Here is a 21,205-nt window from a genome sequence, read left to right as displayed (position 1 = left end):
TATTTTGATTTTGAAAGAAAAAAGCCCAAATTGTATTGGGCTTTTTAGATCGTAGAAAGCTTGAACTTACAGGCTCATTTCACCACGCAGTACTTGTTGCATTCTCTCTTTTACTTCTTCGTAAGAAAGGTTTTGGCTTAGAAGGTAGTGTAGTTTTGCCAGCGCCGCTTCGGGCGTCATGTCAAAGCCACTGATAACACCAGAGTCTGCGAGAGCACAACCTGTGGCATATCCGCCCATATTCACTTTACCTGCCAAACACTGAGTTAGGTTTACGACAATAACGCCGCGCTCAGAGGCTTCTTTCAGGTGACCAAGCAGCTCAGGGTTCTGAGGAGCATTACCGACACCAAAAGTCAGAAGAATCATCGCATTCACGGGCTGACGAAGCGTGTTGCGGATAACTTCGTGTGAAATACCAGGGTACATGGTGATCACACCGATTGGTTGTGGCGTGATGTTGTGAACCTTAAACTCACCTTCTGGTTGTGCACCAACGGTTACGCTGTTGCTAACTTGAATATTGATCCCAGCTTCCAATAGTGGAGGAAGGTTTGGTGAAGTAAAGGCATTAAAACCGTCTGCATGAGATTTTGTACTGCGGTTACCACGCATCAATTGATTATTGAAGAACAAAGTTACTTCGTTGATCGGGTAGTTTGCCGCAATATGTAGCGCGTTTAATAGGTTTGCTTGGCCGTCAGAACGCAGCTCTGCGAGAGGGATTTGTGAACCCGTTACAATCACTGGCTTACCAAGGTTTTCAAGCATGAAAGACAATGCGGACGCTGTGTACGCCATGGTGTCAGTACCATGTAGGATAACGAAACCATCGTATTTGTCATAGTTGTCACGAATATCATTCGCAATCTGCTGCCAGTCAGCAGGTGTCATATCTGATGAGTCAATCAGAGGGTCGTATTCGTGGATGGTGTAATCCGGCATTTCAGGACGATGGAATTCGGGCATGCTTGCTAATTGCTTTTCCATAAAGCCAGCAACAGGCACATAGCCGTGGTCGGATTTTTGCATTCCGATGGTACCACCGGTGTAAGCGATGTAGATGTGTTTTCTAGTCATCGTTTTTTCTTTCGTGTAGGGGAACAGAGGCGGGGATTATATACCTAAATAACCTTGAGATGCGAGGCTATACGCACAGCATCAGAAAGTCATCTGAGGAGATGCAAAGCCTAATAAAAAGGGCACTTCAAGTAGAAGTGCCCTTTGTAATATTGATGGAAAAACTACTGCACTTGGCAGTTCAAACAAAATGCGTATTGACCTTTAGGATCGTTGAAGCTTTGGAGCAAGCTTGCGTCTTGTTCGAATTGTTGAGCTACGGGTTGAAGACTTTTTGGTAGCAAGCTTGTTGCATCAATACCTAGAGAGACTTTCACCTGTTTCATAAACTCTTGTAGAAATAGTTCAGTAGGTGAAAGAGGCTCTTCTACCCAGTAAATGCCATAATCGGTCACGTTCGCTAGTTTCGCCGCTAGCTCTACAGCATCATCAAAGTCACCCATTTGATCGACAAGACCAAAGGATAGTGCATCTTGGCCAGTCCAAACTCGACCTTGAGCAACTTTGTCAACTTCCTCTAGAGACATATCGCGATTCTCGCCAACTAGAGAAATAAAGCGCTTGTAACCGTGCTCGATACCTAACTGGAACACTTGAGACGCGCCCTCAGAAAGGCCAGTGGTAATACCGTCACCTGAGAACGGCGATGTGCCAACGCCATCAGTATTAATACCTAACTTGCTAAAGCCTTTTTCAAACGTGGTGATGACACTAAATATACCAATGGAGCCCGTCAGGGTTGTTGGCTGAGCAACGATTTTGTCTGCGCTCATTGAAATCCAATAACCACCAGAAGCGGCCAAACTCGACATGGATACAACAACCGGCTTACCTGCTTGCTTCAGAGCTTCTACTTCGTTACGAATCACTTCAGAAGCAAAGGCACTGCCTCCTGGACTATCTACTCGTAACACGACCGCTTTCACTTTTTCATCATTGCGTGCTTGACGCAGCAAGCTTGCGACCGTGTCACCACCAACAGTTCCGCGAGGTTGTTGACCGTCCATAATCGCGCCACTGGCTAGAACAACGGCGATGTCGTGTTGAGGTAGTGTGTAATCAGGACGAATCGTTGCAAGGTAGTCGTAGTAACCAATCGCGTTGTAGCTGTCTTTGCCGTCGCTACCAAACTGTTTTGCAAATAGAGTGCGAATGTCTTGGCGTGTCGCGAGTTCATCCACTAGCCCCAATTTGACTGCGAGCTGAGCAATATCGCCATTTACAGACTTCATCTCGTTAATCAGCTCATCCATGGTTGGATTAAGCACTTTCGCATCAATGTTTCGGTTTGTTGTTACGTCATCAACAAAAGCACTCCATAATTGAGTAACCCAACGTGTTGCTGACTCTTTCGCCGCATCGGACATGTCATCACGAATAAAAGGTTCGATAGCGGATTTATAAGTACCTACGCGAAAAACATGAGTAGAAACGTCAAGCTTTTCAAGTAACGTTTTGTAGTACATTGAGTAAGCGCTGTAACCTTTAATCAATACACCACCATCAGGTGCCAGATAAACTTTATCGGCGTAACTTGCCAAGTAATATTGGCTTTGGTTGTAGAAATCACCTACGGCGTAAACGGGTTTGCCTGATGCTTTAAATTCGTTCAACGCTTTCGCGATGTAACGTAGTTTCGTGAGATTTGTTTCTGGCATGTCTCGCAGTGCTAGCACTAATCCAGACACTTTAGGATCGTCTTTCGCGTAGCGAATAGTATCAACGATATCGAAAAGGACGTTTTCTTTCGGTAGCTCATTACCCAAAAGGGAACCAGCAAAAGAGTCCATTGGGTTTACATAACGTCTTTGTTCGACAATTGGGCCTGAAAGGTTCATCACCAATGCCGATTCTTTTTCGACGACAGGTTGACCGTCTCCGGTATAAGTAAAGGCAAAGTAGAAAACGGCAATCATCAGCAAGAAAATTAGGTTTGCCAGTGCGAGTCTGATGAAAGTGATACTTTTCCATATCCCTTTAAATATCAAACCAATAAATTTGAAGAGTTTTTTCATCTTGTCTCCATAACGAGATAGTTACGCCGAGTCTAACAAAGTATGGGTTCTTATCTCTAAGATCTCAAAAGATAACATTTTTTTAGCTTATCACGACCACTCAACAATTGGCATATTTTCACACGAGATTGATCGGTGTTACAAAAATGTAAACGCTTGTTTGATTTTTTGGTTGAGCAGGCTTAATCTGGTCAGACCATGATAATAACAATGGATGTTAAGTGATGTCTGCCATGTACCCAAACCTATTAAAGCCACTGGACCTCGGTTTCACACAATTACGAAACCGAGTTCTGATGGGATCAATGCACACTGGCTTAGAAGAGCACAAAGAAGGATTACAGAAGCTCGCGGCTTTTTATGAAGAACGCGCGAAAGGCGGTGTCGGACTGATTGTAACCGGAGGTTTTTCTCCTAACTTACGCGGTCGTTTACACCCGTTGAGTGCTGAATTCAGCAAGCCAAAACATGCTAAAGCCCATAAAGTTGTGACAGAAGCGGTGCACAAGCACGGTGGTAAAATTGCGTTGCAAATTCTCCATGCTGGGCGTTATGCAATGCATCCATTCTCGCAAAGTGCATCTGGCATTAAAGCGCCAATTGCAAAGTTTGCTCCGAGTGAAATGAGCGACCGCCAGATAAAGAAAACCATCGACGCGTTTGCTAATAGTGCGGAGTTAGCACAGCTTGCTGGTTATGATGGCGTCGAGTTAATGGGCTCGGAAGGTTACTTGATAAACCAATTCTTATGTAAACGTACTAATATGCGTTACGACGAATGGGGTGGCAGCTATAAAAAACGTATGCGTTTTCCGCTAGAAATTGTTAAAGCGGTACGCAAGACGGTAGGTGACAAGTTCATCATCATCTTCCGTCTTTCTATGCTGGATCTTGTCGAGCAGGGCAGCACTTTTGAAGACGTTATCGAATTGGCGAAAGCACTTGAAGAGGCTGGCGTCACGATTATTAATACGGGTATCGGTTGGCATGAGGCTCGAATTCCGACAATTGCGACTCAAGTACCACGCGGTGCGTTTACATGGGTTACGGAAAAAGTTAAACCTCACGTTTCGGTTCCTATTATCACTTGCAACCGTATAAATACGCCAGATGAAGCAGAACGTATTTTATCTTCAGGTCATGCCGACATGGTTTCGATGGCGCGCCCATTCTTGGCCGATCCTTACTTTGTTGCTAAAGCCGAACAGGAAAAAGCGCAGCTTATTAATACGTGTATTGGTTGTAATCAGGCGTGTCTAGATAACGTGTTTAAAGGTAAGCGCGCCAGTTGCTTAGTGAACCCTCTAGCGTGCTATGAAACCGAAATTGTTGTTGAACCAGCCTTTAAAAAGAAAAACATTGCAGTTGTTGGTGCTGGACCTGCGGGCTTGGCTTGTGCGACCACACTGGCTGAACGTGGCCATAAGGTTGATTTGTTCGAAAAGAACGACCGCATCGGTGGTCAGTTCCGTCTTGCGATGCAGATCCCTGGTAAGGAAGAGTTTCGAGAGACGATACGATATTTCGCTAACCGTATTGATGAAACAGGCGTGAATCTGCACTTATCGACGGAAGCGAACTATGACTTACTCACAGAGTACGATGAGATAGTGATGGCATCGGGTGTTGAGCCACGTAAAGTCAATATTGATGGAATTGATAACCCAGAGAAAGTCGTCGACTATCAAACTCTCATTCGAGACAAAACGCCAGTCGGTGAGAAAGTGGCTATCGTTGGTGCTGGTGGCATTGGCGTAGATGTCGCGACCATGCTCACAGAGCCAGTTGGACAAACGTTGGATGACTGGTTGCATGAATGGGGAATCGACAAGGAGATGTCTCAGCCGGGTGGTTTATACCCTTACCCTGATGCGGTTAGCGATAAAGAAGTCTGGGTACTTCAGCGTCGTAAAGGTCGTGTAGGTAAAGGTCCGGGTAAAACGACAGGTTGGATCCATAAACGTACCCTTGAAAAACGGGGCGTACATTTAGTCGGTGGTGTGTCTTACGATAAAATTGATGATCAAGGTTTGCACATTCATGTAGATGGAAAAGAACAATTATTGAACGCGGACAAAGTCGTCATTTGTGCGGGGCAAGAGTCTGTTCGTCCATTTGAAGATAAATGGTCTGAACTCGGAGAGAAGATTCATATCATTGGCGGAGCTGACCATGCGGGTGAACTTGATGCTGTGCGTGCGATTCGTCAAGGTGTTAAATTGGCGGTAAAACTCTAGCCTTTTAATGTGTGTTTACCAAAAAAGCTGCGCTTTGAGCGCAGCTTTTTTGTATAGAACTAGTCACTGATATCTGGCAGTTGTTTGGCCATTACCACGCCAGCAAAAGTAATAAAAGAGAACACTAACACCACAGCTGAAAGGCTCAAGAAGTTCGACATAACACCAAGAGAGCTCATTAGAAGCAGCATTATCCCAACCACTGTGTTACTCACGGCTACATAGCTCGTCCGTTTGTCACCTTCTGCGATATCAACTAAATAGGTTTTTCGTCCGACTCGTATTCCGTCGTGGGCAATACAAACACAAAAGTAAAGCAGAGGAATCACGAATAGGAAGCTTTGGCTAGCGGTGACCCATGTATCGTAAATAAATAACACAACACCAAGTAGCGCGCTCATCATTGCGCCTATGACCATCACACTGCGGCTGGAGCGATCGGACATTCTTCCCCAGAAAGGACCTGACACAAAGGAGGCTAAGCCACTCGCAAACATAAAGAGAGCTAGCACCCAGAGCTGTCCACCCAGAGATTGCTGTGCCAGCACAACGTAGTACGGTGCACTCAGCGCAGAACATAAAAATAGTGTCCGCGTGATAACGAATCGACGAAAGGTCACGTCTGTCTTAAGTAACGCGAGTTGTTTAAATGCTTCGAGGACGCCATTTCGACCACCGTCTACCTCACCGGCATACTCATTAATTCGCGCATAGACGAATGCCGCGATGAGCCATATGACGCCCGCTAAGCCTAAACTCAGACCGTAAAAGCGCTCTGTCGGCTCTACGTCCCATAACCAGGCTAGTGCCAGAAGGCTCGCGAAAAGCAGCGTAACCAGGCCAGCAGCGCTTGAAGACCAGCCGTTGACTTGACCTCGTTGGTTTTTAGGGATGGTTTTGCCCAATACATCTTTTGATGCGACGGAATTTAAACCGCGTGAGAGGCTGAAGATCACAAGGCATGCAATCACACCATAACCCGCAGCTGCTCCTGTTAGAGTTAATGCGACCAATCCGATTGCAAATATGGAAAGAGCCTGCAAGATACTGCCAATTACCCAGACCCATTTTCTTACTGGAATGCGTCGGATGTAGTGCGCGATGCTAAGTTGTGGGATAAGGGATCCTGACTCACGAATAGGAACCAGCCAACCAATTAAGTAAACCGGAGCCCCGAGACTTTGTAGTATCCACGGCAACGTGACTTTAGGATTGATTAACGCATCGCCGACTTTCGTTAAAAACTGAGCGAGAATGATTTTAAGAAAGTTGCCGGGAACTTGATGACAAGCTGATTCAGGAATCGCCTTACAGGCACGGGCATCTTCGTCATTAACGATCTTTTCGTAAATGCTGTTTTGTTTGTCCTTGTTCATCAACCTGCCTATGTTCAACTTATTCATTTCGCGAATAAATTAACATTAAACCCAGATTGATGTTAAGTGAAGCACGTTATCAAGCCCACAGAAAACCGGTTGTTATTCGCAGGAGCAGATTGTGCTAAAGTGGCGTAAACAAAATAACAACGATATTCAATAAGGATTCTTTCATGGACGCTCTCGATCTTTTGCTCAATCGCCGATCTATCGCGAAGTTATCCGCGCCTGCACCAGAAGGTAAAGCTCTTGAGAACATCATTCGTGCTGGCCTTCGTGCGCCTGACCATGCGGGATTAACCCCTTGGCGTTTCGTTATCGCACAGGGCGATGGTTTGAAAAAACTGTCAGATATCTTGGTAAAAGCGGCAGAAGCTGAAAATAGTGATGAAGCGGTGGTCGAAAAGGTAAAGAATGCCCCATTTCGCGCACCAATGGTGATCACGGTGATTGCTAAAGTAACAGAACATGAGAAAGTACCAGCACTAGAGCAACACTTATCTGCGGGATGCGCTGTACAAGCGATGCAAATGGCAGCCGTAGCGCAAGGCTTTCAAGGGTTTTGGCGCTCAGGTAAGTGGATGTTCCATCCAGAAGTTCATCAAGCATTTGGTTTAGAAGGTGACGATGAGATTGTTGGTTTCTTGTACTTAGGCACGCCTGGTTGTACACCGATGAAAGTTCCTGAGCGTGACCTTTCTCAGTTTGTTGAATTTCTATAACTGAAAACTTAAATAAACTGACTGTTTATTTATACAGTTTTTCTTGATTTATTAGGGCTACATTCGTTAATGTGGCCCTAATTATATTTATTTCCAAAACGTTATGTCTCGTCTGTTTATTGCTGAAAAACCAAGCTTAGGCCGTGCGATTGCCGCTGCACTGCCAAACCCTCAAAAGAAAGATCAAGGATTCATCCGCTGTGGGAACGGGGATATCGTTACTTGGTGTATCGGCCATTTGCTCGAACAAGTCGAACCTGACGCTTACGATGAGCGTTATAAAAAGTGGAATATGGCAGATTTACCAATTGTTCCGCAGCAATGGCAGCTCAGACCGAGGAAAAGCGCAAGTAAGCAATTAACAGTGATTCGTAAATTGCTCAAAGAAGCTAACGAAGTCATTCATGCAGGAGACCCAGATCGAGAGGGTCAGCTGTTAGTTGATGAAGTTCTGGACTATTGCAAGTTATCTAAAACCAAGAAGGAATCCACACAGCGTTTGCTGATTTCCGACTTGAACTTACCTGCGGTTAAACGCGCACTCAGTTCTATGCGCAGTAATCGCGAGTTTATCCCACTTTCAGTTTCTGCATTGGCCCGCTCTCGGGCTGATTGGCTGTATGGTATGAACATGTCTCGTGCTTATACCTTGCTTGGTCAAAAAGCAGGGTTTCAAGGTGTTCTCTCGGTAGGGCGAGTGCAAACGCCAGTTCTTGGCTTAGTGGTGCGTCGTGATGAAGAAATCGAAAACTTTGTCCCGAAGGACTATTTTACCCTACATGCTCTGATCCCATATCAAGATGCCAATGGTACTTTTGATATTCGTGCTCGTTGGAAGCCAAGTGAGGCATGCAAGCCTTGGCAGGACGAAGAAGGTCGAGTGTTAAACCGTAAGTTGGTGGAAAATGTTGCAAACCGCATCGCAAATCAACCTGCAAAAGTGACGGAGTCGGAACAAAAGCAAACCAAGCAATCAGCACCATTACCTTATTCGTTATCTGCCTTACAGATCGATGCCGCGAAGCGCTATGGTATGAGTGCGCAACAAGTACTAGATACTTGTCAGGCATTGTATGAAAAGCACAAGCTGATCACTTACCCGCGTTCAGATTGTCGCTATTTACCGATGGAACACTACTCACAAGCAGGGACGGTGACAACTGCTATTGCGAATAACGCAAAAGAGTTGCAAGTTGCCGTTCAGGGAGCAGACTTAACATTAAAGTCCAAAGCCTGGAACGATAAAAAAGTGGATGCGCACCATGCGATTATCCCTACACCGAAGCAAGCTAATGTGAATGCGCTTTCCGGCAATGAGATGAAAGTGTATCAATTGATTGCACGCCAGTACCTCATGCAGTTCTATCCGGCGGCGGTTTACGCAGAAGCGAAATTGGTTTTCGATATCGCTGGTGGTACGTTTGTCGCGAAAGGTCGTCAGTTAGTTTCGCCGGGTTGGAAAGCGCTAATGGGCAAAACTGACAAGGAAGATGAAGGTATTGATGCCGTGCCACCGCTACCCGAAGGCACCGTGTTAACTTGTCGTGAAGGGGAAATAAAAGACCGAAAAACCGAGCCACCAAAGCATTTTAACGAGGCATCGTTGTTGCAAGCGATGACCGGGATCGCCCGTTACGTTGCGGATAAAGAACTGAAAAAAATCCTTCGTGACACTGATGGGCTAGGCACGGAAGCGACTCGCGCTGGTATTTTGGACACGCTGTTCAAACGCCAACTGCTTACGCGTCAAGGTAAGTCAATTCTCAGTTCTCCTGCTGGAAGAGGTCTCATTCATGCCTTGCCAGAAGATTCAACATACCCTGATATGACGGCTCATTGGGAGCACCAGTTACAAGGTATGGCAGAGAGAAATCAAGCATATCAGCCGTTCATGCAAGCACTGGAACAACGCATTGATAGCTTGATGGCACAAGTAAAAGCAGGGCCTATCCCTGATTCATTACGTCATCTACCCAAGGTGGAACGTCCTGCGTTTAAACGTAAAAAGCGCAGTTATTCAAAGAATGGTGGCGCGACTAAATCTCGTGCAACCAAAGGTAAGCAGGCATAGGACAAGCGCGGCGTAATTAAACTCCGCGCATGCTTGAAAATAGATTACTCGAACAGATCACCGTGGTTTTGGATCGCGCCTCTTACTTCACCTTGAGTTAACACGCGTTTGTCCAGTACCTCTTTCACCTGGTTGCCCAAGTCAACTAATGTATCTCGATTCGCTTGAGTTTGGCGTTTACCAGCACTTCTCAAGCAGTAATTTAGTTCGTGCTCTTCGCTAAAATTAACCAAATCCCTATCTGCTGCCATCGTGCTTTCTCCTTATTTGTTCTACTTTTTCCTAAGTCTGGATTGGATGTAGATAAATTCAAGTTAGATTGCGCGAATTATGCTGGTGGATCACTTATGAACATTATGTTTGCCAACCAAGTCACGATTATGAAGCCTGGCTTTGATGGTATTTGGTTTAGTGATGGTTGTGTCTTAATGCTGCTACCAAGGTAACTCAGTACCATCGTAGTTAATAAATCGACCTGAAAGCTGCGGTGTGCTCAGTTCTATCACGTTCGCTAGGCCTAGCGCGGAGGTTTGCGTATCTATCAAAGCATTTGGCCCGCCCATCGCCGTTTTTACCCAACCAGGGTGAAGCGCTAAAACGGTAAATCCTTCAGGTGTTAAATCATTACTTAAGCTTTTCACAACCGAGTTAAGCGCCGCTTTCGATGAGCGATAAATATAGCCGCCGCCGGACGTATTTTCGGTCATACTGCCGACTTTTGATGAGATACAAGCAATCTTTTTCATCTTGCCTTGTTGTAAGCGAGGGTAACAGTACTCAACCAGTTTTAATGGAGCAATGGTGTTTACTTCGAAGACTTTACGCCATGCTTCTACGTCAGTATTTCCAAAGCCATATCCCTTGGGCCCGTAATATCCTGCATTATTGATGAGTAAGTCGATGGCAGGGAGTTTATCGGCAAGCTTAGCGACTTGTTCGTAGTGCGTGACATCCAGTTCGTGCAAAACTAGATTGCTGAATTGTGAGGCTAGAGTTTGTAGTTCTGAACTGTTCTCTAAGGAACGGCTAGTAGCATGTACTTGGTGGCCTTGCTTCAGGTACAGCTCAGTTAAGCTAAGGCCAATGCCGCGATTTGCTCCGGTAATAAAGACGGTTTGACTCATACAAACACCTATGTTTTTTTGATTTCAGTTGAAAGTCATTGTGTTAGCTAAGCACAATAAAATCAACCAACCACCACGCACCAACAACAAGAGATGAAAATAGGGACAGAGCACAAAGAGAGCCAAACAGTGCGCCGAGAATAGCAAAGAAAGTAGAATTCATATGTATATTAAATTTAATTGATATTGAAAATCATTATCAATTAAATTGCGTTTTATTCAACCCTTGAAGTTGATACTATTTCGTTACCATTGTTATTAAGAATTTCTCATGCTGCCACTTATCTACCACCCGATTTATTCTCAACTTGAGTTGCCAGAGGGGCATCGTTACCCAATTATGAAATACCAGTACCTCTATGAATCGGTATTGGTGCATATGGAGAAAGATAACTGGAAAGAGCACACGCAGTTTTTCCAGCCCGAAGCATTAACTGTTGGGGAAGTAAAACGTGTTCATGACGAGGAATACGTCGAGTTACTTGTTAGTGGAAACATGCCAGCTGCGAAGATGCGCCGAATAGGTTTTCCTTGGAGTGAGTCTCTCATTACCAGAACGCTAACTTCAGCTGCGGGCACGGCTCTGACCGCAAAAAAGGCACTTGAGTACGGTGTGGCCATTCATTTGAGTGGTGGGTATCACCACGCACACAAAGAGTTTGGCAGTGGTTTTTGTTTATTTAATGACTTAGTGATCGCGGCCAGGCAAGCGCTCGAAGTCGAGCATGTCGATAAAGTATTGATCATTGACAGTGATGTTCACCATGGGGATGGAACAGCAACTTTATGTGACGATGAGCCAGATATCATCACGCTTTCTTTCCACTGTGATAAAAACTTCCCAGCGAGGAAGCCTCAGTCTGACCTCGATGTGCCTTTGGTGCGAGGGACAGGTGATGAGGATTTTTTAATGGCGTTTAAAGAAGTGGTCGATATGGCACTTAATCTTCATCGCCCTGATTTGGTTATCTACGATGCTGGTGTCGATATACATCAAGACGATGAGCTTGGATATTTTGATGTGTCGACTCAAGGGATTTTAGAACGTGATAGATTTTTAATGCAAACAGTGAAATCTCGAGGTATCCCTGTCGCAGCTGTCGTTGGAGGTGGATATCGAACGAATCATGCTGACCTCGTCCCAATCCATTTGCAGCTTATCAATGCCGCTAAAGAAGTCTTTATTGATGAGTAGATACAACTAGATGTAAATATCAAATTGATTCAACACTGGAACGAACGAAAAGGGCATTAATTTTTTGTGGGTTCTTTCGGAGTGTGGCGGAGTGCTTAGTTGCGTTCAAGAAGTGATAAGTGATTTGTACAAATCTTTTAAGTCTGGAGATGCGAAAAAGCCCGCCAATTTCTTAGCGGGCTTTTTCTAAAAGTGGCGGAGAGATAGGGATTTGAACCCTAGATACGCTATTAACGTATGCCGGTTTTCAAGACCGGTGCTTTCAACCACTCAGCCATCTCTCCATTGTTGAGGCGCATAATATAAGGCTTTGAAAATGTTGTAAACCCCTAGTTGAACTGATTGGATGTTTACTGCGCAAATTTGTGGTTTGTGTTGTTTAAATAAACAAAAACTCCCCAAAAAGGGGAGTTTGAATAGTATATGGATTGCTAGGTATTAATCGTTTTTAGAATAAAAACGCTGTAACTCAGTTAAACCTTGCATCAAAACTGGCAACTTCGGTGCATCATCTCTAAGTCGTTTGTAGTTTTTGTCATACAGCTTGTAGTTGCCAAACTTATCGATCACTGTGGTTTGCGAGCTAGTAATTAAGGCAAGCTCGCGAGTATCGCCCGCCAAGATCCAGCGACGACGACTTTCATCGAATAGGTTGCGACCACTACTGTAATCATATGGGTTGGAAGATACGCCGAGCATATCTTGCAACAGTGTAACTGAGAGGTCCAAGTGACTTGTGCTGTGATTAAATTCGCCAGCCAGCATTCCAGGCCAATGGATCACCATCGGAACTTGTAATTGATAACGGCTGTAGTTGCTGTTTGCTCCCCAGCTGTTCGTATTGGTTTCGTTAAATTCACTACCGTGATTAGAAGTGATGATTACGATGGTGTTTGTCAGTTGTCCCGTCGTTTCTAGTTCATCAATAATACCGGCGATAGTTCTATCCGCCGACTTCACTGCATATTCATAAGCTTTTTTGAATCGCTCACTTGCGGGCATTTCTTCGTCATTATTTGAAGGAATCGATTCAAAATTATCAACGGTGGTGACTTCGATGTAACTAAACCATGGCTGACTTGCTTTCTCTGCTAACCATGTATTCCAGTTTGCGATAGATTGTTTATCGGTATGAGCTTGCGTGCCATCTAGGTCTTCCGCTAAGTTCAAGTCGCGGAAAATAATTTCTGAGTAGAGATCATCTTCAAACCCACTGCCACTGAATAAACCAAAGTTGTAGCCCTGATCTTTCAGTACATCGAGCAATACTGGGGAAGCACCTTGCGCCTTGATGCTTGATGCATAACTGGTCGGTAAGCCATAGAACAAACCAAAGGCCCCGTATGTATCATTACTTGAGCTGTAATGATTACGGAAGTTCTGATTGTTTTCAGCAAACTCATAGAGGTTAGGCATCTCTTCTTGGTTCAGCGCATCCGCTCGTAAATTGTTTATGCTGATCATCAACACATTGAGCTTATTAACTCGGCGGTTAAACTCAAGCTTTTCAAGAGGGTAGTTGACTAACTCTACGTTGCCTTCGTTTTCTGCTAAACGTTTTAGGTATTCCTCACGGTCAAGTAGACCATGTTTTTCCATAAAACTCTTCGCTGTCATCGGGTAAGACAACGGGAAGTTTGAACGCTGGCTAGTAATTGGGTTGTAAAAATACGCATCTGCCCAAATGTAAACCAAATGGCTGGTCATAAAGCTGAGGAAAAAGACGGCCGCGAGAGGGCGTCCTACGTGCTTATGAGATAGTTTGCGCTGTTTTCGCCATACCCATTCGGATAGTGCGAGTTGAATAAGGAAGATCAGCGGCATCACAACAAATAAATGTTGTAGGTCAGTGCTGAGCGCACTTTTGTCTTCGCTGAATAGTAACTCCCAGACAACGGGAGTTAAGTGCAAATTGATCGACTGATACGCTTGGGTATCAATTAATAATATGGTTTGCCCAACGGTTGCGAAAATCACTGCCACCAAACGGAACAACTTCCGCGATGGCAGGATAAACGTCAACGGGAATAGAACAAGCAAGTAAAGTGCGAAAACTAGAAAGCCAAAGTGACCAACCCAAGAAACCGCCAGATAAAACTGACCAAGTAACGTCTCGGGCCAAGGAGACTGAACAATGTAGCGTGTGCCTATCAACATCGATGCAACGATATTGAAGAATGCAAACCAGTGACCCCAACCAACTAGTCGAGATACACGTTCGCCGTATGAGTTTCCGCTGTCTACCATGTATGTGTTCTATTGTCCGTGATTAGTGTGTTTTTGGTGTTTCTAAAGAAGACATCAGCGCCTGAGCAAATTTTTCAGCAATCGCTTTGCGTTGTGAAGCAGCAACACGTTGATTTAAGACATTGGTTGCGATATTTCCGGCAATCATTAGCGTCAACTCAGGAGAAGCAGCGTGTTTTTCAAGAACTGTTGCTACTTCAGCAAGAATTTTTTCTACTTGCTCGTCAGTATATTTAGATGTAATCGGCATAAAGACTCTAATAATGATAGTAAAAGCGGCTTATGATAACCTACAATGCCCATCAACTAAAACCTTGTAGCAAGATAAAATCACTATGAGTCTTCATCTTTCAAACGTTATTCTGCATCAACTGTGCAAAAACGATCAGGACGAGCTGGTTGTAAACTTTCGTCCAGCATCATTAGAGAACGATGCATCTACAGAAAACTTAGTCGCTGAGCTTCACCGAGTATTCCATTCTAAAGCTGGTAAAGGTTTTGGCGCTTTCCAGTCAGACAGCGAATTTCAATTTTGGCTTCAAGAAATGCGCAAAGGAGAGCGAGATTTTTACGACTTCTCACAAATTAGTGCAAATCGCTTGAAAGAAGAGTTGATTAAGTACCCATTTGCGGATGAAGGTATCTTGGTTTTCGCTGAGTATCAGAGTTTAGCAACGGACTACTTGTTCATCGGTATCCTACCAATGAATCAAAGTTTAAAAGTGACCGAAGGTTTGGACATCAGTGCGACAGATTACTTAGATATCACCAAAATGGATATTGCCGCACGCATCGACCTGTCGAGCTACGAGACCGACAAGGAATCCAATCGTTATCTGCAATACATTAAAGGACGCGTTGGCCGTAAAGTGGCGGACTTCTTCCTAGATTTTCTGCAAGCGGATATTGGCTTAGATACTAAACAACAAAACTTAGTGTTGATGCAGGCGGTGGATGATTTTTGTGCTGACTCGAAGCTAGAAAAGCAAGAAGTGAACGAGTACAAGAAACAAGTTTACGACTACTGCAATGAGCAAATTAAATCCGGTGATGAAGTTCAAATCTCAGAACTTTCCGGAGAGCTTCCTCAAAGCCAAGATGGCACGAGCTTTATGGATTTCACCAAAGAGCAAGGGTACGAACTTGAAGAGTCTTTCCCAGGTGATCGTGCGACGGTTCGCAAACTGACTAAATTTGTTGGAGCTGGTGGTGGTTTGAATATTAGCTTCGATAGTCTCTTACTTGGCGAGCGTATTTTTTATGATCCAGAGACGGATACCTTAACGATTAAAGGGACGCCTCCAAATCTAAAAGATCAGTTAAGTCGCAATTAAAATCATATCGTTAAATAAAGAGAGCAAACGGCTCTCTTTTTTATGTGAATAAGAAACATCCATAGTATATGCTTGTAATTAATGGAGATATGCGAGGGGCAAGTGTTGCTGAAGCTAAAAGAAGGAATACGGCGGTTTGTTTGGTTCTGGTTCGTTTTGTGGTGTGTTTTAGCACTTGGCATTTGGCTGCAAGCCAAACAAACGATTCAAACGATTTCGACTGTAAATGAGTTAGGAAGTAAAGTTGAAGAAGTCAGGCACTTTTTTAACTTCGATCTGCCTTACCGTGTTAAACACGTCGACCAAATTTCACTGAAACTTCAGTTGGCTTATGCAGTTCGCTTACAGCTTGAAAGTGAGTTTTCTGAAGGGAAAATCACACCAGACATCACTCAATTACTTTATACGACCGACCGATTTTTAGAAAGTGCTCGAGCTTTTGTAAGAAGTGACAGTGAATTGGTTTCGTTAGCAGAACAGTTACGAAGCAGCTGTGCTCGAACAGAAAACTCTGAGCAAATTCAGGCAATGTACTATCGCTTAGGTGCGCTTGTTTTTGAGTCTGTCTTTAGTGACTCTGCAACGAATAGCGATACTTACCGTGACTTAGACCGACTTTTTATTGAATCAGAGACGCTCTCTCCCGAAGAGCGAAGTGCTCTTCAGCGCCAGCTTGCTCAAACCTCAAGCGCACTATCTGCTCAGGCACAGGGTAGTTATTTATCCAATCAACTGCTTAATCCAGATTTCCCGAACCAGTTAACTTCGATAAATGATCAGTTGGAACAGAAGCTAATGACTTTTATTGTTTGGTTGTCTGTAATCAGTGGTTTGCTCCTTTTCCTCATTTCATGGGGAGCCTTCTCCCCAAAAACGATTCAACCGATACCACTACCCAGAACCGATGATAAAAAGTCAGAGCAAGTTGGCGATGATGAAAATGGAGCTAACGCTGTTCCCTCAGCTCAGTCAGAAAATTTTCAAAACGTCCAAATGAACGAAGAAAGTTGTAATGAGGTGAATTCATCACAAGTGGAAGTAGTGGAACGTGAGCCGTACATAGATATCAATAAAATGTTAGATTCTCTGTCTGGTGACGAGGGCGCTGTGCGGATGTTACTGGAGGTCTTTATTCAGGATCACTCTGGCGATGGCACTAAAATGTATCAGCTGTTAGAAGAGGATAAAGAGCAAGCGCAAAGAGCCGCACACAGTCTTAAAGGGGTCTCAGGGAGTTTAGGTGCAATGCCATTGCACTGTATTTCGGGTGATATTGAACTGTTGATTAAACAAGGGCAAAAAGTGCCGGAAGAGAAGTTGGCATGTTTAGATGATGTCCTAAAACAAACCATACTTTTTGCTAATAATGTTCTCAATAGTGAAAAGATAACAGAAGCGCTAACAGATTGATATTGCTCTGACTTAATGTCATAAGAGTTGAGGTAATAAAGGCTCGAACTATATGACTTAGTTCGCTTTATTCCTGTTCTATACAATTTGTTAAAGGTGTTTTCATGTCCGTTCGCCGAATGTCTTCAATGATGTTGATAGGGCTGGTTATGATGCTTTCAGGGTGCTCCCTGCTCGAAGTCAAGATCGAGAGTCAAACCGTCCCTCTTACCAAACAAGAGCTCAATATGCGTCTTTTGACTCGTGAGTATGCGCAGCAGTTTTTTGCTCAGGTTGAGCAAGCAGCAGATGCACTACACGAACAATATGATCCTCATGATAAAGTTCATCAATCTTATATTTTACTTTGGAAGATAAATGCTGAAGAAGGCATCCAAGCTTCTGCGTATCAAGTGTCCCCAATGGCTGCACTGATTGATACATGGACTTTCACGCTGCAAATGGAACAGTTCTTTACTACCGCTTCTGGTAATGAGCTCTTTGCGTCTGATGAGGCCAAGTTAGTTTCCGTTTATTTAGCGAAAGAGGTAGATAAACTGGCTCAATCTTTATTGAAGAAAGAAGCATACATCAAGACACAAACGTTTGTTGCAGAGTTCGCCAAGCAGCATCCATTCGCTGATTTAAGCATGATTAGGACTCCGGCTTACCGTAGGTGGTTAGATGCAAACCAAATTAGCGAAGAGGAAGCCGTTACAACGCTAGGCACGATGCCAGAAGCACTTGGGGATGTCTCTGATCGTCTAAGTCTGGTATCAGAACAGACACCAAAAATTATGACGTGGAAAGCGCAGTTGTTGGCCTTGAATAGCTCTGCCAGTATCGAAAAAGTCAATGCGGCGCTCAATAGTTTGCAAGTTACCGCTGATTCGATGAGGGGTTTTATCGATAACAACCCAGAGTACATGCGTTATTTGGCAGAACAAATGGCGCTGGAGTTACAACCTTTGGTTGACGATATCGATCAAAGGACGGAGGCGCGTTTATCTCAGTTGGGTGAAGAACGCCAAGCTATAGAGCTGATGGTTGCCAGAGAGCGCCAAGAAATCGCACAGATCATTACCCATGAGCGCGAGAAGTTTGCTCAAGATATGGATCGAGTGTCGCAAGAGGTTGTGAATCTCGCAATGACTAAGCTGATTGAACTTGTCAAAAGTACCATCATCTACTTTATTCTGTTCATTGCCGTTATATTCTTTGCACCGCTTGGCTTGGGCTATTGGTTTGGGAAGCGTGCAGCCGTGAAAACGCCAGTCAAACAAAGCTAACGATTTGTTTTGGAAATAAAAAAAGAGCGCTTTAAAGCGCTCTTTTTTAGTATTGAATTCGAAAGGGAGGTTCTTCCTATCTCTGCGAAATTAAGCGGTTTGCTGCTTTAATTCGCCTTCAGCTTCTTCAACTGCTTCTGCTGTTGGTTCGCACTTATCAACAAACCAACCCATGTAAGAAGTGAAGATCGTTACGATGATACATACAAAACTCAGCCACATGAACGGGGCATAAGACAGTGTAGCAACACCCAAAATACTGGCCATGTAGATACCGTTGTCACTCCAAGGGACCATACCTGAGGTTAGCGTGCCGCCAAATTCTGCGTTACGAGACAAATTCTTACGTTTGTAGCCTAGACGGTCGTAGTTCTTCGCACAGATTTTTGGGGTCAGAATAAGTGAAACGTACATCGCTGAACCAAATACGTTGCCCATAAAGGCCGTACCAATTGTGCTTGTTGCCAATGAACCTGCACTTTGAACGCGTTTTTCAAACAGCTTCGCGATAGTCTCTAGCACGCCTACTTTATCTAGTAGACCACCAAAACCAAGGCCAAATACGATAACCGCTACCGACCCAAGCATTGAAGACATGCCGCCACGGTTAAGGATTGAGTCAATGAAATCTACGCCAGATGAGATTGCAAACGGAGCCCAAGCCGTGTTGAACGCGGTTAGGAAATCGACATCTTGGATCATCACTGCCCAAATAATACCTAGCAGAGAACCAAAACTGATCACTGGGAATGAAGGCATACGCATCGCTAGAAGTGACAATACGATGATCACAGGAACAAATGAGTAAGGGGTGATGTAGAACTGCTGTTCCATCGCTTTGATGACAGAGTCTACCTGGCTCATGTCAACTTGACCTGCGTAGTGGAAGCCAAATGCAGTAAACATAATGCCTGTAATAATGTAGCTAATGAGTGCTATCGGCAACATGCCTTTAATATGTTCCATCACTTCAACGTTAGACATAGATGAAGCAAGGATTACTGAATCCGATAGAGGCGACATTTTGTCACCAAAGTAACAGCCTGAAAGTACGGCACCTGCAGTGATTGGCGCAGGAACACCAAGACCTTGACCGATACCCATCATTGCAATACCTGCCGTGCCAGCCGCACCCCAAGATGTGCCGGTCGCTAGCGCAGTCAATGAACAGATGATCATGGTCGCGAGCAAAAAGATGGAAGGGTGGATTGCTTTAAGGCCGTAGTAAATAATGGTTGGAACAATACCACCAGAGATCCAAGTACCTACAAGCGCGCCAACGGCCAAAAGGATTAAAACGGCTCCAAGTCCATTGGAAATGCCATTTAGTGCTGCTTTTTCCAGATCTTTATACTGATGGCCAAGCTTTATGCCCAATATCATGACAATGAACCAACCGATGTATAGCGCTAGCTGAATCGGTAGGTCTAGCTTGGCTGTGAACGAAAATGCCAGCAGGAGAAATAAACCGAGCGAGATAAATACCTGTATCAAGCTTGGTAGGCGTGGTGTAACTTGCTTCATATGTGCCTCTGTCAATCTTGGAGCAATAGAGGAAGGCGCTCCTTGTTGTAATCGCGCATAACATACATTAACAAAAATTATATTTCGAACATTTGGTGTTTTATCTTGATGTTCGTCGGTAAAAACGTTTGCTTGTGAAATTAACTGTTAGTTTGTTTTAACTTTTTTGGTTTTAAATGTTGTGTAATGTGAAATTATTGTGCTTCATGTGTTATTTTCTCATTGAGTGGTAAGACCAATTAGGGGGCTAAAGTGCTTTCCCTACTTGAAAAATGGTTAAAACCGCAAACCAAACACTAAAAGATCTCGTGTAACCCGGTTTTTCAGAGGAAAAGGTTAAAAAACGCGCTTATTTACAAAATAGGGGTTGAGATTTTGCTGTGAAAAATTAACTATGGGGTAGGTTTTTTTAATACATGGAGAGTTAATACGATGAGAGTTGGTTTAGTTGGTTGGCGCGGTATGGTTGGTTCAGTCCTTATGCAGCGTATGGTTGAAGAGAAAGACTTCGACCTAATCGAACCAGTATTCTACAGTACTTCTCAAGTTGGTATTCCTGCTCCTAACTTAGGAAAAGACGCAGGCTTACTGCAAGACGCGTATGATATTGAAAGCTTAAAACAGCTTGATGCGGTAATCACCTGTCAAGGTGGTAGCTATACAGAAAAAGTTTTCCCTGCACTTCGTCAGGCTGGTTGGAAAGGCTACTGGATTGACGCGGCCTCTACGCTACGTATGGCTGAAGATTCGATCATCACACTTGATCCAGTGAACTTAAAGCAAATCCAACAAGGCATCCACGGTGGCACGAACACATTTGTCGGTGGTAACTGTACGGTTAGTTTAATGCTAATGGGGCTAGGTGGTCTATTTGAGAAAGGCCTTGTTGAGTGGACAAGCGCAATGACTTACCAAGCCGCATCTGGTGCTGGTGCGCAAAATATGCGTGAATTGATCTCGCAAATGGGCGTTATCAATGACTCTGTTAGCTCTGAACTTGCAAACCCATCAAGCTCTATCCTAGATATCGATAAGAAAGTCGCGGATACAATGCGCAGCGGCTCTTTCCCTACCGATAAGTTCGGTGTGCCACTAGCTGGTTCGTTGATCCCATGGATCGATGTGAAGCGCGATAATGGTCAGAGTAAAGAAGAGTGGAAAGCGGGCGCTGAGGCGAATAAAATTTTGGGTTCTCAAAGTTCACCTGTTCCAATTGACGGTACTTGTGTGCGTATTGGCGCGATGCGTTGTCACTCTCAAGCACTTACTATCAAGCTTAAACAAAATGTACCAATGGACGAAATCGAAGAAATCATCGCCACTCATAACGATTGGGTGAAAGTGATTCCTAACGACCGTGACATCACTGCTCAAGAGCTAACACCGGCAAAAGTTACGGGCACAATGTCTGTACCAGTGGGTCGTTTACGTAAGATGGCAATGGGTGATGATTTCCTAAATGCTTTCACTGTTGGTGACCAACTGCTTTGGGGTGCTGCGGAGCCATTGCGTCGTACTCTGCGAATTATTCTGTCTGAGAAAGCATAATCACATCAATCCTTTATTTGATGACAAAATAAAAGAGCTCCTTAGGGAGCTCTT

General features: G+C 44.3%; 16 protein-coding genes and 1 tRNA gene. 8 read left to right on the top strand and 9 right to left on the bottom strand.

What is annotated here, in order from left to right; translation table 11 throughout:
• Positions 1-66: 66 nt before the first annotated feature.
• Together ansA and sppA are read right to left on the bottom strand one after the other, a co-directional pair.
• Positions 67-1,080 carry an asparaginase gene (ansA, locus tag R7P69_RS12645; protein ID WP_017635822.1) on the bottom strand — a complete coding sequence of 338 codons (1,014 nt, stop codon included), beginning with the start codon at positions 1,078-1,080 and terminating at the stop codon, positions 67-69.
• Between the two features lie 164 nt (positions 1,081-1,244).
• Positions 1,245-3,095 (bottom strand): signal peptide peptidase SppA, encoded by a 1,851-nt coding sequence (gene sppA / locus R7P69_RS12640; protein ID WP_005380705.1) that lies wholly within the window; start codon positions 3,093-3,095, stop codon positions 1,245-1,247.
• Between the two features lie 224 nt (positions 3,096-3,319).
• On the opposite strand from sppA, the gene R7P69_RS12635 reads away from it, so the two are divergent.
• Positions 3,320-5,332, top strand: a complete 2,013-nt coding sequence (locus R7P69_RS12635) for an NADPH-dependent 2,4-dienoyl-CoA reductase (RefSeq protein ID WP_053306674.1) — start codon at positions 3,320-3,322, stop codon at positions 5,330-5,332.
• A 59-nt stretch (positions 5,333-5,391) separates the two neighbouring features.
• Here the strand turns inward: R7P69_RS12635 and R7P69_RS12630 are convergent, their stop codons facing one another.
• Positions 5,392-6,708, bottom strand: a complete 1,317-nt coding sequence (locus R7P69_RS12630; RefSeq protein WP_053306673.1) for an MFS transporter — start codon at positions 6,706-6,708, stop codon at positions 5,392-5,394.
• Between the two features lie 173 nt (positions 6,709-6,881).
• Between R7P69_RS12630 and R7P69_RS12625 the strand changes: the two genes are divergently transcribed.
• Both R7P69_RS12625 and R7P69_RS12620 read left to right on the top strand, forming a co-directional pair.
• A complete protein-coding gene (locus R7P69_RS12625; RefSeq protein WP_005380711.1) occupies positions 6,882-7,430 on the top strand; it encodes an NAD(P)H nitroreductase in 549 nt (182 codons plus the stop codon).
• A 103-nt stretch (positions 7,431-7,533) separates the two neighbouring features.
• Positions 7,534-9,501: a DNA topoisomerase III gene (locus tag R7P69_RS12620; RefSeq protein WP_238952066.1), complete on the top strand. Its 1,968-nt coding sequence runs from the start codon at positions 7,534-7,536 to the stop codon at positions 9,499-9,501.
• Between the two features lie 44 nt (positions 9,502-9,545).
• On the opposite strand, the gene R7P69_RS12615 is transcribed toward R7P69_RS12620, so the two are convergent.
• Together R7P69_RS12615 and R7P69_RS12610 are read right to left on the bottom strand one after the other, a co-directional pair.
• Complete coding sequence (locus R7P69_RS12615) at positions 9,546-9,752, bottom strand: hypothetical protein (protein WP_005380717.1); 207 nt, start codon at positions 9,750-9,752, stop codon at positions 9,546-9,548.
• Between the two features lie 183 nt (positions 9,753-9,935).
• Positions 9,936-10,625, bottom strand: a complete 690-nt coding sequence (locus R7P69_RS12610) for an SDR family oxidoreductase (RefSeq protein ID WP_054575561.1) — start codon at positions 10,623-10,625, stop codon at positions 9,936-9,938.
• Positions 10,626-10,896: 271 nt separating this feature from the next.
• Here R7P69_RS12610 and R7P69_RS12605 point away from each other — a divergent pair, with 271 nt between their 5' ends.
• Entirely contained in the window at positions 10,897-11,820 is a 924-nt protein-coding gene (locus R7P69_RS12605) for a histone deacetylase (RefSeq protein ID WP_149192545.1), read from the top strand.
• A 193-nt stretch (positions 11,821-12,013) separates the two neighbouring features.
• Here the strand turns inward: R7P69_RS12605 and R7P69_RS12600 are convergent.
• The 3 genes from R7P69_RS12600 to R7P69_RS12590 all read right to left on the bottom strand — a co-directional run bounded on the left by R7P69_RS12600 (position 12,014) and on the right by R7P69_RS12590 (position 14,317).
• Positions 12,014-12,104: transfer RNA gene (locus R7P69_RS12600), tRNA-Ser, on the bottom strand.
• Positions 12,105-12,258: 154 nt separating this feature from the next.
• On the bottom strand, positions 12,259-14,067 hold the full coding sequence (locus R7P69_RS12595; protein ID WP_005380721.1) for a DUF3413 domain-containing protein: 1,809 nt from the start codon (positions 14,065-14,067) through the stop codon (positions 12,259-12,261).
• 22 nt (positions 14,068-14,089) lie between these two features.
• On the bottom strand, positions 14,090-14,317 hold the full coding sequence (locus R7P69_RS12590) for a YejL family protein (RefSeq protein WP_005380722.1): 228 nt from the start codon (positions 14,315-14,317) through the stop codon (positions 14,090-14,092).
• Between the two features lie 85 nt (positions 14,318-14,402).
• On the opposite strand from R7P69_RS12590, the gene yejK reads away from it, so the two are divergent.
• The 3 genes from yejK to R7P69_RS12575 all read left to right on the top strand — a co-directional run bounded on the left by yejK (position 14,403) and on the right by R7P69_RS12575 (position 18,079).
• Positions 14,403-15,401, top strand: a complete 999-nt coding sequence (gene yejK / locus R7P69_RS12585; RefSeq protein ID WP_005380723.1) for a nucleoid-associated protein YejK — start codon at positions 14,403-14,405, stop codon at positions 15,399-15,401.
• An 81-nt stretch (positions 15,402-15,482) separates the two neighbouring features.
• Positions 15,483-16,811, top strand: coding sequence for an Hpt domain-containing protein (locus tag R7P69_RS12580; RefSeq protein ID WP_318121603.1), 1,329 nt, complete (start codon positions 15,483-15,485; stop codon positions 16,809-16,811).
• 104 nt (positions 16,812-16,915) lie between these two features.
• On the top strand, positions 16,916-18,079 hold the full coding sequence (locus R7P69_RS12575; protein WP_238952065.1) for a chemotaxis protein: 1,164 nt from the start codon (positions 16,916-16,918) through the stop codon (positions 18,077-18,079).
• A 90-nt stretch (positions 18,080-18,169) separates the two neighbouring features.
• Here the strand turns inward: R7P69_RS12575 and nhaC are convergent, their stop codons facing one another.
• Positions 18,170-19,603 carry a Na+/H+ antiporter NhaC gene (gene nhaC / locus R7P69_RS12570; protein ID WP_005380726.1) on the bottom strand — a complete coding sequence of 478 codons (1,434 nt, stop codon included), beginning with the start codon at positions 19,601-19,603 and terminating at the stop codon, positions 18,170-18,172.
• Positions 19,604-20,035: 432 nt separating this feature from the next.
• Between nhaC and asd the strand changes: the two genes are divergently transcribed.
• A complete protein-coding gene (gene asd / locus R7P69_RS12565; RefSeq protein ID WP_005380727.1) occupies positions 20,036-21,151 on the top strand; it encodes an aspartate-semialdehyde dehydrogenase in 1,116 nt (371 codons plus the stop codon).
• Positions 21,152-21,205: the final 54 nt, after the last annotated feature.

Source organism: Vibrio sp. 661, assembly GCF_033339315.1.
Taxonomy (GTDB): domain Bacteria; phylum Pseudomonadota; class Gammaproteobacteria; order Enterobacterales; family Vibrionaceae; genus Vibrio; species Vibrio alginolyticus.
This window is presented reverse-complemented; position numbering and strand designations above follow the sequence as displayed.